This window comes from Prosthecobacter fusiformis (genome assembly GCF_004364345.1).
Classification (GTDB): domain Bacteria; phylum Verrucomicrobiota; class Verrucomicrobiia; order Verrucomicrobiales; family Verrucomicrobiaceae; genus Prosthecobacter; species Prosthecobacter fusiformis.
The window spans coordinates 444,476-457,101 of the sequence record NZ_SOCA01000002.1; the positions used below are offsets into that span (position 1 = coordinate 444,476).

The 12,626-nt window shown below is 55.3% G+C and carries 9 protein-coding genes; 8 read left to right on the forward strand and 1 reads right to left on the reverse strand.

Annotated elements, in window-relative coordinates:
- Positions 1-3 precede the first annotated feature (3 nt).
- Genes EI77_RS07715 through EI77_RS07740 form a run of 6 tightly spaced genes read left to right on the forward strand, consistent with a single transcriptional unit; the run spans position 4 to position 6,354 of the window.
- Positions 4-549 (forward strand): NuoI/complex I 23 kDa subunit family protein, encoded by a 546-nt coding sequence (locus EI77_RS07715; protein WP_133794353.1) that lies wholly within the window; start codon positions 4-6, stop codon positions 547-549.
- A gap of 4 nt (positions 550-553) precedes the next feature.
- A complete protein-coding gene (locus tag EI77_RS07720; RefSeq protein WP_133794355.1) occupies positions 554-1,129 on the forward strand; it encodes an NADH-quinone oxidoreductase subunit J family protein in 576 nt (191 codons plus the stop codon).
- Positions 1,129-1,446, forward strand: coding sequence for an NADH-quinone oxidoreductase subunit NuoK (nuoK, locus tag EI77_RS07725; RefSeq protein ID WP_133794357.1), 318 nt, complete (start codon positions 1,129-1,131; stop codon positions 1,444-1,446). Before EI77_RS07720 ends, nuoK begins: the two co-directional genes overlap by 1 nt.
- A 21-nt stretch (positions 1,447-1,467) precedes the next feature.
- Entirely contained in the window at positions 1,468-3,354 is a 1,887-nt protein-coding gene (gene nuoL, locus EI77_RS07730) for an NADH-quinone oxidoreductase subunit L (RefSeq protein ID WP_133794359.1), read from the forward strand.
- 12 nt (positions 3,355-3,366) lie between these two features.
- Positions 3,367-4,863, forward strand: coding sequence for a complex I subunit 4 family protein (locus EI77_RS07735; protein ID WP_133794361.1), 1,497 nt, complete (start codon positions 3,367-3,369; stop codon positions 4,861-4,863).
- Positions 4,864-4,884: 21 nt separating this feature from the next.
- Positions 4,885-6,354 (forward strand): NADH-quinone oxidoreductase subunit N, encoded by a 1,470-nt coding sequence (locus EI77_RS07740; protein ID WP_133794362.1) that lies wholly within the window; start codon positions 4,885-4,887, stop codon positions 6,352-6,354.
- Between the two features lie 37 nt (positions 6,355-6,391).
- Here the strand turns inward: EI77_RS07740 and EI77_RS07745 are convergent, their stop codons facing one another.
- Positions 6,392-9,088, reverse strand: coding sequence for a carboxypeptidase regulatory-like domain-containing protein (locus tag EI77_RS07745; protein WP_133794364.1), 2,697 nt, complete (start codon positions 9,086-9,088; stop codon positions 6,392-6,394).
- 229 nt (positions 9,089-9,317) lie between these two features.
- Between EI77_RS07745 and EI77_RS07750 the strand changes: the two genes are divergently transcribed.
- Together EI77_RS07750 and EI77_RS07755 are read left to right on the forward strand one after the other, a co-directional pair.
- A complete protein-coding gene (locus tag EI77_RS07750; protein WP_166647111.1) occupies positions 9,318-11,645 on the forward strand; it encodes a DUF1549 domain-containing protein in 2,328 nt (775 codons plus the stop codon).
- A gap of 137 nt (positions 11,646-11,782) precedes the next feature.
- Positions 11,783-12,616, forward strand: a complete 834-nt coding sequence (locus EI77_RS07755) for an AAA family ATPase (protein ID WP_166647112.1) — start codon at positions 11,783-11,785, stop codon at positions 12,614-12,616.
- Positions 12,617-12,626 lie beyond the last annotated feature (10 nt).

The following is a 12,626-nucleotide window of genomic DNA, read 5'->3' on the forward strand; positions in this document are numbered from 1 at the left end:
CCGATGGCAACAATTATCGTCCAACGCCCCAAGCTCGCCTGGCATGAGAGATGGTTTATTTCCACTCTCGCCAAAGGCCTGAAAATCACCCTGGGCCATGCCTTGAAAACCTTCCGCGAAATTACTGGCGGCAAGGCAAAGGTGACCATGGAGTATCCTGAGGAAAAATGGGACTCCAATCTGCCTTCCTATTATCGTGGTGCACCGGCGCTGGTCACCGATGAGCATGACCGTGAGCGTTGCGTGAGCTGCCAGCTCTGCGAATTCATCTGTCCGCCAAAGGCCATCAAAATCATCCCGAGCGAGATCCCAAGTGACGATCCTTGGGCCAAGGTTGAAAAGCGCCCCAAAGAATTCGATATCGACATGATCCGCTGCATTTACTGCGGCATGTGTGAGGAAGTCTGCCCTGAACAGGCCATCTTCCTTCGCAAGGACTACGCCATCACGGGAGAGTCCCGTGCCGAGATGGTGCACGACAAAAAGAAGCTCTACGAGATCGGCGGCAAACGTGTGGGTCTCGTGAACAAGTGGAACGAATTGAAGTAGCCCCATGCCGTCCATTCTCTTTTATTTCTTTAGCGCTATGACCCTGGGCTTCGGCCTCCTGGTCGTCACTGCGCGCAATCCGGTCACCAGCGCCCTTTCTCTGGCAGCCAGCTTTGTCGGCCTCGCTGCTCTTTTTCTGAGCCTGGATGCCTACTTCATCGGTACCATTCAGATCCTCGTTTACGCCGGTGCCGTGATGGTGCTCTTCCTTTTCATCATCATGCTTTTGGACATCAAGGCGGAGGAGGGTAAAAAGCCCAACCTGCCAGCAGTCATCGGCGGAATTACCCTCGCGGTCCTTCTCGCCCTGCAGATTACGACCATTTGCAGCAGCTTTGACAGCGCAGGTGTGCAGCTCAAAAATGCTCCTCTCGCACTCACTCAGGCCGGAGAAAAAGCCGAGCTGCCGACCATCGCGAATGATTTGAAAGCGGGCGTCCTGCCGGATGCCAAGCTTATGGGTTTGACCCTGTTTCAAAAATACGGCTTTCACCTCCAGGTGGTCGGCTTGCTGCTCCTGGTGGGCACTGTCGGCGTGGTGGTGCTGAGCAAGCGTGAGAAAGGAGTCAAGGACGCCTGATGATCACCCTCAGTCATTACCTCATTGTCAGCGGCATGATGTTTGCCCTCGGTCTCGCGGGTGTCATTGCCCGGCGTAATATTCTCATCATCTACATGTGCTTGGAGATGATGTTGAGCGCGGCCAACCTGACCCTCGTCGCCTTTTCCCGTTTCCGTGTGACGGACGGCCTGCCGGATTATGCCGCGCAGTCGCTGGTGTTTTTCACCATTACCGTGGCTGCCGCTGAGGTGGCCGTCGGCCTTGCCATCATCGTCGCGCTCTACCGTGCCAAGCAGAGCGTTGAAACTGAATCCGTCACCAAGCTGCAAGGCTAAGCGCAACCGAATCTCCCGCTCATGCCCGCCCAGGAAGCCGCCCCATTACCCACCCTGCTGCTGCTGTTGCCGCTCTTCACGGCACTCACGATTCTGCTTGGTCACAAAGTTCTGAAAGGAGCCAGTGTGTTCCTTTCGGTCGCCTCTGCGGCCATCTGTTTTGCCATCAGCCTGATGCTGTTGCATTCGGAAAATTCGAGCCCCGTGCTGCTGCCGTTCCTTAGTGTTGGAAACTTCAGACTCACGCTGGATGCGCTCATTGATCAGCAGAGCAGGGGGATGATGCTCATCGTCACCTCCATCGGCTTGCTCGTGCATATTTTCTCCCTCGGTTACATGAAGGAGGATCAGGGAAAAGTCCGCTTCTTTGGTGCCCTGTCTTTGTTCATGTTCTCCATGACCGGCATCGTGCTGGCTGGAAACTTGGTCATGATGTTCATCTTCTGGGAACTCGTCGGTCTCAGTTCTTATCTGCTCATCGGGCACTGGTTCAACAAGGCCTCTGCCGCTGAAGCTTCGAAGAAGGCATTCCTCACCAACCGCATCGGTGATTTCGGTTTCATGATCGGCATCCTCATGCTGTTCTCGGCCAATTTTGGAGATGTAAGTTTCGTGGGGCTTAAAGACAGCTTTGCCTCCGGTTCACTGCACCAGATTGCAGCCACCCAGCCGACTTTCATGGCCTTTGCCGCCATTTGTATCTTCATGGGTGCCGTGGGCAAGTCCGCCCAGTTTCCTCTCCATGTCTGGCTTCCTGACGCGATGGAAGGCCCGACGCCTGTTTCCGCTCTCATTCACGCAGCGACCATGGTCGCTGCCGGCGTCTTCATGCTGGTCCGCTGTGCGTTTGTAATTGAGGCCTCCCCAGATGCCGCTTTGATCATCGCCTGGATCGGCGGCATCACCGCCCTGATGGCGGCCCTGATGGCCACTCAGCAAGACGACATCAAGCGTGTGCTGGCTTACTCCACTCTCTCCCAGCTTGGTTACATGGTGATGGCCGTCGGTCTCCTGGCAATGCAGGTGGGCAATCATCTTCATGAAGCAGGGCCGGGCCATCCCGCCATGTTCCATCTTTACACGCATGCCTTCTTCAAAGCCATGCTCTTCCTCGGATCTGGGGCCATCATTTATGCCTGCCACCATGAGCAGGACATGTGGAAAATGGGTGGCCTAATGAAGCACATGCCCGTGACCTTTGTCACCTTTGCCATCGGCACCGCCTCCCTCATGGGTGTTCCTTTCATCACCAGCGGTTTCTGGAGTAAGGAAGCTATTCTTGGAGTCGCCTTCGAAGTCAAAGGCGGCAGCCCGCTCTTTTGGATCGGTGTCATGACCGCCATGTTGACTGCCTTTTACATGACCCGGCTTTTTATTGTCGTGTTCCTTGGCAAAGCCCGCACTCATTCAGCCCAGCACTCCGTGGAAGCACCGATCATCATGGTCATTCCATTGATTATCCTGGCTGGATTAACGGTTTTCTCCGTGCCGCTTGCCAAGCTGTTCGAGGCCATGAAGCCTAATCATGCGGAAACACACATGACTGTCATGGTGGCTTCCATCGTGGCGTTGTTGATCGGAGTCACTGCTGGTTTCATCCTTTACAAAGGCAAAGACAAAGACCCACTGAACATCAAGCTCTTCGCCAACAAGTTCTATTTCGACGAGATTTATGCGGTCATTGTTAAAGTTTTTCAGGACAGTCTGGCCTGGATTGTTGCCGGTCTTGAGCGTCTCATTGTGGACGGCATCATGGCCCGTCTGCCAGCTTATCTTGCCGCGCGTGTCGGTTCTGCCGCGCGGATTCTTCAGGGTGGCCACTTGCAGGGATATACCTTCCTGCTCGGTCTCGGCGTCCTGCTTGTTATTTATGTGGTCGTTTTTGTCCTGCCCTCTGTGGGCCATTAATGGAGGAATGGAATGAGCGTTCTCGAAATCGTCATCCTGCTGCCAATCGTCGCTGCCTTAGCCATCTGGCTCGGGGCACCGGTCCGTGCCACCTCGGTGGGTGCGGCCATCATCAATCTGCTCATTGTCTTGGGGCTTTTGTTCCAGTTCAAGTCCGCCTCAGTCGAGGCTGGCGGCATGGCTTTCACCAAGGCCCGTGTGGTGCTGGAAAATCCGGCCATCACCTTTGGTGTGGGTGCAGACGGCATGTCACTGATCCTGGTGTTGCTGACCGCACTCGTCACTTTGGCGGCTGTCTGGCAGATCGCCAAAGACAAGCCCGCGATCTACCACATCGCTTCCTTGCTGATTGCCGGTGGCGGTTTGGGGGCCTTCCTTTCGACCGATGTCTTTTTCATCTATGCCTTCCATGAGCTGGCTCTGATTCCGACCTTTCTTATGATCGGTCTTTATGGCCATGGCGAAGATTCGCATCGTAAAGCCGTTGCCTGGAAAACCACTATCTACCTTGGTGCCGGCAGTTTGATTCTGCTGGCTGGCTTGGCCTGGCTGGTCCTGGAATACAGTGGCGGGCAGAAGTTGACCTTTGATCTGAATGCTCTTCGTGCCCAGGCTGCTAGCACACCGCTGCCTGTGGAAAAGCAGGGCATGATTTTCTTCGTCCTCTTGCTTGGATTTGGCACCCTCGTCAGTCTCTTTCCTCTCCATAGCTGGGCCGCTCCTGCGTATGCCACAGCACCGACACCAGTCGCCATGCTGCATGCCGGCGTTTTGAAAAAATTCGGCCTTTATGGTCTCATTCGGATCGCTCTTCCGCTTCTCCCGCAAGGAGCACAAGTGGAGTGGGTACAGCAGGCCCTGCTTTTCATGCTGCTGGGGAACATCCTCATCATGGGTTTTGTCACCATTGCCCAGCGTTCTCTGGACCAGATTTTGGGCAATTCTTCCGTCATGCACATGGGATATATCTTCCTCGGCATCGCAGCCGGAACGGAAATCGCCCTTCAAGGTGCGGTCCTGCTGATGTTCGCTCATGGCATCTCCATCGCTCTTTTGTTTGCCCTGGCAGGCCGGATGCGGAACCAACTCGGCACGCTTGAGCTTAGTAAACTGGGCGGTCTCGCCTCTCATGCCCCAGTCTTCACCGTTCTATTCGCGTTTGGTACCTTTGCTTCCATTGGTCTGCCAGGTCTGGCCAATTTCGCGGGTGAACTGATGGTCTTCCTCGGAGCTTTCGGTGGTGGCGGCAGCAGCACGATCGGTCCCCTTCAATGGACCGTTATTTTTGCCCTCTGGGGTGTTGTGATGTCTGCTGTTTACATGCTGCGTGCTTACCGTTCCATTTTTCAGGGCACTGCCAGTGCAGGCCTGTTCATGAATGACCCGGCTCTCAGCCAGCGCATCCCTTTGATCCTCCTCGCCGCAGCCCTGCTCATCGTCGGCTGCTGTCCCTGGCTTCTGCTCGGTCTGCTGAAGTCCCTGGCTGCCGCTCCGGTGGCTGCGATGTAGAAACCGAAGTTCTTCCGATCCATGTCCGTTTTCTCCGTCGAAATCTTCCTGGTTGTTTTAGGCCTAGCACTTCTGTGCCTTGAAGCCCTCGTCCCCACCATCAAGCGTCACACGCTTGCTACGCTCAGCATCAGCGGTGTCGCGCTGGCTTTCGTTCTGTTTCTCTTTGCCTCAAAGTCTGCGGCGGACCTGCCAGCGTTTGTGCAGCCCTTTCATCAACTGGATACCCTGGCGGTATTCTACAAAGGCTTTGCTCTGGTCATCACCTTGCTGGTGCTCTGGCTCACCGTGGAAAGCTCGGCCTACCTGACCAAATTCACACCCGGTGGCAATTACAGTGAACTCTTCAGTCTGCCAATCATTGTTTGCGCAGGCATGATGTGGATGGCCTCCGCAAAAGACCTCGTCACCGTCTTTGTTTCTCTCGAGCTTGTCACTGTTTCATTCTACGTGCTGGTCGCTTTTGCCCGGAAGAGTAATCTCGCTCTCGAAGCCGGTGTCAAATACCTCATCCTGGGTGCTCTCAGCACCGGCGTGCTGATCTATGGTATCGCCTGGGTCTATGGAGCCACTGGGGCCATGAGCTTTGAAGGCATCTCTGCTGCCCTGGCCAATACCGCGACCTCCAAGCAGGCCGCTCTTCTTGGCGCAGCCCTTATTCTTGCAGGCCTCGGTTTCAAAGTGGCTGCCGCTCCCTTCCAAATGTGGGTGCCAGATGTTTATCAGGGCGCACCGATTCCCGTCACCGCTTTCCTTTCCGTGGGGTCCAAAGCCGCAGGGTTTGTCGTATTGACCCGCACCGTTGAAGCTTTCACTGCCAATGGTTCCATCATCGCCAGTGAAGTTCAGGCCCTGTTGATTGTCGGAGGTTCTCTCACCATTCTCCTCGGTAGCCTGCCTGCAATTTTCCAGACCAGCATCAAGCGCCTTCTGGGTTATTCCAGCATCAGTCACGCCGGTTACCTTCTTCTCGCTCTCGGCGCGGGTTCCGCACGCTTTGACCTTAATTCCGGTGGTGTCGTTGCTTTTTACCTCGCGACTTATCTGCCCATGACCGTTCTCGGTTTCCTGGTTCTCGCCTTGCTTCGTGCCAATGGCGGCGGCGAAGACCTGCGTGATTTCCGAGGCCTCGCCAAGCGCAGCCCCTTACTGGCCCTCGTCATGACTCTTGCCCTGGCCTCCCTCGCCGGTCTGCCGCTCACTGCGGGCTTCATGGGCAAGCTCTTTGTCTTTATCGGTTTGGTGGACCAGGCCGCCTGGGGTGCTCTTGCCTGCGCCGTCATTGGAGCGGCTGTCGGCTTTTATTATTACTTCCGGGCCATCCTCGCCATGTACACCAGCGATGCTCAGACTCTTGAGCCAATCAAATTGTCCCTGGGTACAAAGGCAGGTGCCATCGCCCTGGCTGTAGTCATCGTTGTCGTCGGTGTTTATCCGAAGCCGCTTCAGCAGTTGCTGGCTCCGAACACCGTCGCCGTGGCAACCCATTGATCGAGTGAACGGTGGGTTCTGCTGAACCGCAAAGCCTTTATTGATTCATCAAACGCAGTGCCGCCTTTTCTGTGGCAGACCAGTCACTGCCTGTTGAAACTATCTTTCCCTCAGGATCGATAACGACATAGAGGGGTACGCCACGAATGTCATAGTCCACATTCGAAGTGGCATCCTCCGACAGCAGTGCGATGGGGAAAGTATACTCCGGGTGTTTGCTGAGAAATTCGCGAACTTCTTCTTCGGGATAATGAGAACTGCTCAGTGCGATGAACTCCACCTCATGCTGGTGCTCTTTCCAAAAAGCCTGAACCTTTGGAAAACCAGCCAGACACGGCGCACATTCCATACCCCAGAAATCCAGAATACGCACCTTTCCCCCTGCCTTAGGAGAAAGGGCTGGACTGTTCAGCCACGCGGTCACCTGGACGGCTGCGGCGGGTCTGCCGATGAGATTGACGGGAGCCAGCGGTAGTTCCAGATAAGTTTTGGTCTTGTCGGGCATGACGATGTGGGCCGCCATCATGCCTGTTTTCAGACGCACCCGGTCTTCCACCTTTGTTCCACTCTCATTCGCAAAATTCACCTCCGCATTGAACCATCCTTCCGTGATCCCTTGCAGTTCGAACCGGCCTTCCTTGTTCGTTGTTGCTATTCGATCCCTTCCAATCAAGCTCAATTCCGCCCCCATGATGGGACGGCCTTGATGGTCGGTGATGATTCCCGCCACCCTCCCTGCCGCATTTGGCAGGACGATGCGCACCTCGGCGACCGGTTTCACCAGCCGTTTGTATGCCTTGCGGCTAAGCTCGGGCGTGTTTTGCACCGCCGTCAGTGAGACTGAATCCTCAGTGAGCTGGCCAATGTTGAAACGTCCCTGTTTATCCGTGATGGCCACCTTTGTACTCTGTTGCCTGTCTCCCCCAGCCATGACGCGAACGCCAGGAACCGGCTCGCCTGCACTGTCCACCACGATGCCAGATACGATTTGATCCGCCTTTTTCAGAACCACATTCCATTCCAGAACTTGTTCGGGCTTGAGTGTCTGGTCCCGCAGAGCCGCCCCTCCGTAACCCTCTGCTTGGCAAAATAAGGTTAGACTGCCCAAGCCAGTCCAGAGGCGAGGCACCGCAAAACGGCCTGTCGCATCGGTTTTGACAAATTGAGGAATGGGTCCATTGCCAGTTGCTGACAGGCTGCCCAGCGAAACTTGGATACGCGCTTCTCGAATCGGTTGGGCCAGCTCGTTCAATACCTGACCCTTGAGATGTGCAAAGCCGCTGTCCTTTAACTGGAGCGTGACATGACCTCCTGGATGGGCTCGCAGCGGGTCCGCCATCTCATCTTCCTCGTTCCATGCCAGTATCGTCAGCTCTCCCTCTGGTTTAGTGATGACGATACTGAATTCTCCTCTTTCATTGGTGGTCGCTGGAGGACTGAAATCGTACTCCGAGACTTGCACAGCGATGACCGAAGTTTTGGATTCAGGCTGCCCATCCACTCCCAGGATTACACCGGTGATCTTATTTTGTGGACGGACACGATGGAGCCGATGCTCCACGGTTTTCTTTTCTCCGGCACTGACCGTGACACTGAGCATTTCCTGTCGATCCGGCGGCAGGTATTCGATTGGCGGATAACGATGAAACCGGTAATTCAGTTGGTGGGTTCCGGCCTTAAGCCGGTAGATGATTGGATCTTCGATGGGAGTTCCTGTCTCGGCATCCACGACCTTTCCAGTCACGATGGCAGCCTGCGAAAGTTTTAAATCGCCCACTTCAGTGGCCCCGCCTGGGCTGACCAGTAGGCCGGAGATTTCATCGCCTACCCATTCATCCAGCCAGGGCGGCTGGGTTTGATAGGTCAGCTTATAGGTCGAAGGCGGTATCTGCTTCAACTCAAACTGGCCCTCTTCATTTGCCATCGTCACTGCTCCATAGGCCGTTTGATAAGGGATCATTTCAATCAGCCTGATGAGGCACCCTCCTGCCGCCCTTCCATCCGGCAGGGTGATTCGCCCACTTATGCTCCCTGCCGTCACGAGCTTGATCACAGTCTCCTGGCCGCCTGCCTTCGGAGCATCCTTGTAGTCTCCAAAATACCGTCCAGATGGCTGGGCCCATTCACCGCCATCATGCACCAGATACAGCCTAGCATTCTTGGGCACCGCACGGATCACGCCCCGGCCATCTTCATCGGTCATCGTGCTCCACGGGCTGCCAGGTAGTCGTGGCACTGTAAAGGAGTCGGGGAAGCCGGCTGCATTTTTTTCAGGCAGTGAGCACAGATCTACCCAGACATTGACGCCTGCGGCAGGCGCGCCGTCAGGTTTTAGCAGACGCACCCGGCAGTCTTCGGTCTCGCGCAGCCGGATGCTCACGGCGGACGCGTTTTTCTTGGGTTCTGAAAAATGGATCGTGGTATGCGAGAACCCGCTTTCCAGATTTTTCGCAATGGCCACCACTGTGAAAGGCCTCACCGTCCAGTGGACAGGAGCCTTGAGCCAGGCACGGAAGCGGCCTTGCTCATCCGTCTTTCCTTGGGCTACAACGAGTTCATTCAAATAATGATCACCCGAGTTTGGATGGCAGACATACACCAGTGAATCCACGCTGGGTACTCCTGCGGCAGACACCACCGCACAGTCGAATTCGACCTCCCTCATGACGGGTCCAGGCTCTGTAGCAGCCCCCAAAACAACCACACTCAAGCCAAGCAAGGCGGCGAATTTCATAGGTAAAAAGGATCAATCACATTACTGGAAAACCACACGGGGTGTCAGTACAAAAAATGCGTCCTGACCTTCCAGCACTAAATCTCGTCTCTGCTGAGCTCTGGGTATCCAATTTTTTCCTCATCAGGCGTGAAAGATGCGCTTGCCCCTATCGTTTCCGCCCATGTCCTGCCCCCCAGGATATCAGCGCGGACCCATGCGCTGGCGCGTAATGTTTAAAAACACTCCCATGAAAAGCACCCTCATTCAAAAAACTTCGAGCTACCGTTTACCGACGGCGCTGGCTGTCCTGGCCTGTGCGCTTGCGGGACTTGCCCAGGCGAAGGAGATGCCCCTCGAGAGCATTCAGGAAAAAGCGGGTGAAATCGATCGCCTCATCACCGCCAAGCTGGAGAAGGAAAAGATCCAGCCCACGGCCCCGGTGACCGATGATGTTTTTGTCCGTCGTATTTACCTCGATATCGCAGGCCGCATCCCCAGCCTGAAAGAGACGACCGATTTCCTGGCCGATAAGGATACCAACAAACGCGCCAAGCTCATTGATGCCTTGCTGGCCTCGGATGGCTACGTGCAAAACTTCACCAATTACTGGAGTGACATCCTCCGCGTAAAATCAAAACTCACCCAGGGCAACAGCCAGCCTGCGGGGGAAGCCTATGGCATTTGGTTGCGCGAGTCTCTGAAGACCAACAAGCCTTATGACAAGATGGTGCAGGAGATGCTGACCGCCAGCGGCAAGACCTATGAAAACGGTGCGGTGGGCTATTACATCCGGGATTATAACATGCCCTTGGATAACATGGCCATGACGACGCAAGTCTTCCTGGGCACCAGCATGGTCTGCGCCCAGTGCCATAACCATCCTTTCGATAAATGGACCCAGATGGACTACTACCAGATGTCCGCCCATAGCAATGGCATGGTCGGCACCAATGGCCTGTCCAATCCCCTCCTTGCCGAGGCCTTTTACGGCCGCCCTGGTAAAGGCAAGGCCAAGAAGTCCAAAAAAGCGGATCCTTCCATGGATGGCATGATGATGGGGGATGCCATGGGCACCCTGACGCGCAAGGACATCTCCCGTGCCATGAGTGAAATCATGCGCCCGTTGCGCTACAACACTGTTTTGGATAACTCAGGTAACAGAGGCCTGCGTTTGCCAAAAGATTACCAGTATGACGATGCTAAGCCCGGCTCTGTTGTGCAGCCCGTGATCCCGGCCTCATTCTCCAATGATGGCAAAATCGTCGAGGAAGGCGTCAGCCCCATTCACTCTTATGCCAAGTGGCTGGCCTCCAAGGAAAACCCCCGCTTCACCCTCGTCATCGCCAACCGCCTGTGGAAAAAAGCCATGGGCATGGCTCTCATCGAGCCTGTGGATGAGATTACGGATTCCACAGTCCCCAGCAATCCTCAGCTTATGACCTTCCTGGAGACCACCATGAAGGATCTGAACTATGACATGAAGGAATACCTTCGTATCATCTTCAACAGCGCCACTTATCAGCGTGCTGCTTACAGCAAGGATGTGGAACTGGGTGAGGTCTATCACTTCCCAGGCCCGCTTCTTCGTCGCATGAGTGCCGAGCAGATCTGGGACAGCATGGTCACCCTTTACAAGCCCGCTCCAGACGCTCCTAACCTGAACGCGCGCATCGCCCGTGAAACCGTCATCCGTCAGGTGGAATGGCTGGATCGTTCTCTCAATGCCCTCAGCGCTCAGGAACTGGCAGCAGGTGCCGCCAAAGTCATGGCTGTGCAAAAGCAGCTCGCTGCCGATGTCCGCAAAGCTCAGGAAGTCCTGGCCGAAGCCTCAAAAAACAATGATGAAGAAGCCATGCGCGCCGCCAAACGTGTCGTGTCCAATCAGCGCCGCGCCATTGATGAAGCCGCTGAGGACATCATCTATTCCATGGGCTTCAAGAAATTCGCTGAGTTGATTCGCGAAGGAAAAATTGAGGAACAAGTAGAAGATGCCGAGTTCGCCAAAGAGATCGCCAGCGTCCTGCGCAACAAGAAAGATGACGACGTGGCCATTGACGACGCCCTGCGGATCATGGCCAAGCAGCAGAGAGCACGCCTGACCGCCGTCCAGCAGCAGCGTCTGAAGAAAGATGCCGACTTGCTGAAAGCGAATACCAAGCAGGAGCTCCATGCTCTGCAAACCTGGGAGAGTTTTCGCGATACCTACATGGTCCGTGCCTCTGATCTGCGCAGTCCCGCTCCCAACGGCCACTTCCTGCGTGAGTTCGGCCAGAGTGACCGCGAGCTTGTCAGCAATGCCAATGGAGATGCCAGTGTTGGCCAGGCCCTCATGCTCTTGAATGGAAAGACCTTCACCCAGCTCATGAACCCATACACCATGATCTCTCGTGCCTTGCGCCGTGCAGAGACCGCAGAGCAGACGGTGGATACCATCTACCTGTCTCTTTTCAGCCGCAAAGCCACAGCCGAAGAGAAGGAATTGCTGGCCCCTGTCGTCGAAGGTAACGGCCTCACCGGCAAAGGCGATGCCCTCTGGGCCGCCCTGAATACGCGCCAGTTCTACTTCATCCAATAAAGGATTACCCTTCAGGATAGAAAAACGGCGGCCCGCAAAGGTCGCCGTTTTTTTACGTCCACACATCCAGAGTCAAACGATTCATTGTGACAAAGTCGCCAGATGGTAGTAGCCTGGCGAAATCTCACGAAGAAAACATGATCGTAGTTGAATTAGCGGGTGATAGCGGGGTGGGAAAATCAACGATGTCCGCCATCGTTGCCGAACGTCTCCGCCAAGTGTTGGGCGATGAGGCCGTCGCCGCGCTGCCTGAAAAAAATGTCCCTCGGCGCAGCCGCCGCTGGACTCGCGTAAAACGTTGGGTCTGGGTAACGACTCACCCGGCTGCATTGCTCACTGCCTGGAAAACGACAGAGAGCAGCATCTGCACCGCGAGCTATTATGGCTGGATGCGTTGTTTATCGACGGTTGGTCTGGCTCGTAAAGCCGTCAAACAGGGCGTGCAGGTAGCATTGGTGGACCAGGGCATTCTGCGTCTCCAAGTCCTTCCACAGCACATTCATCTGTTGCCCAGGACATCCTTGCCAGATCTCGTTTTACATCTCGTCGCGGATCCCGCTATTCTCGAAAAGCGGCGCATATCCAGATCAAAAAAGAAGTGCGTGCGTCATCAGGGCGAAGCTCGTATCTCGGCCGCAATCACGAGCCTTCATACCCTCGGGGCGGAAATGGATGAGGCCAAGCGTCGCGTTTTACTGGATGACTTTGGTCATAAGTTCTGTGATCAGCCTTTTTCCGAAGAGGAAATCACACATATGCTGGCCATGCCCTCCACGCCAGTCACAGCGGAATCAAAGCCTGAAGGTCTAAAGGCAGGCCGGTGCCATCCGCAGGTCTGTCAGCTTCTTCAGGCACAGGGCATTCGGTTGGAAAAGCTGGATACTTCTCTTCATGACCTGGAAACCACAGCCGAAAACTGCTGCCGCGCTATCCTTTCTGTTCTTGGATTCAAAGGCAAATTGGAAGTTTAGACCGGATCCC

Excerpts from the sequence above, each read along its gene's own strand:
- EI77_RS07715 (WP_133794353.1), top strand. The coding sequence starts at position 4 with ATGGCAACAATTATCGTCCAACGCCCCAAGCTCGCCTGGCATGAGAGA.
- EI77_RS07720 (WP_133794355.1), top strand. The coding sequence starts at position 554 with ATGCCGTCCATTCTCTTTTATTTCTTTAGCGCTATGACCCTGGGCTTC.
- nuoK (WP_133794357.1), top strand. The coding sequence starts at position 1,129 with ATGATCACCCTCAGTCATTACCTCATTGTCAGCGGCATGATGTTTGCC.
- nuoL (WP_133794359.1), top strand. The coding sequence starts at position 1,468 with ATGCCCGCCCAGGAAGCCGCCCCATTACCCACCCTGCTGCTGCTGTTG.
- EI77_RS07735 (WP_133794361.1), top strand. The coding sequence starts at position 3,367 with ATGAGCGTTCTCGAAATCGTCATCCTGCTGCCAATCGTCGCTGCCTTA.
- EI77_RS07740 (WP_133794362.1), top strand. The coding sequence starts at position 4,885 with ATGTCCGTTTTCTCCGTCGAAATCTTCCTGGTTGTTTTAGGCCTAGCA.
- EI77_RS07745 (WP_133794364.1), bottom strand. The coding sequence starts at position 9,088 with ATGAAATTCGCCGCCTTGCTTGGCTTGAGTGTGGTTGTTTTGGGGGCT.
- EI77_RS07750 (WP_166647111.1), top strand. The coding sequence starts at position 9,318 with ATGAAAAGCACCCTCATTCAAAAAACTTCGAGCTACCGTTTACCGACG.
- EI77_RS07755 (WP_166647112.1), top strand. The coding sequence starts at position 11,783 with ATGATCGTAGTTGAATTAGCGGGTGATAGCGGGGTGGGAAAATCAACG.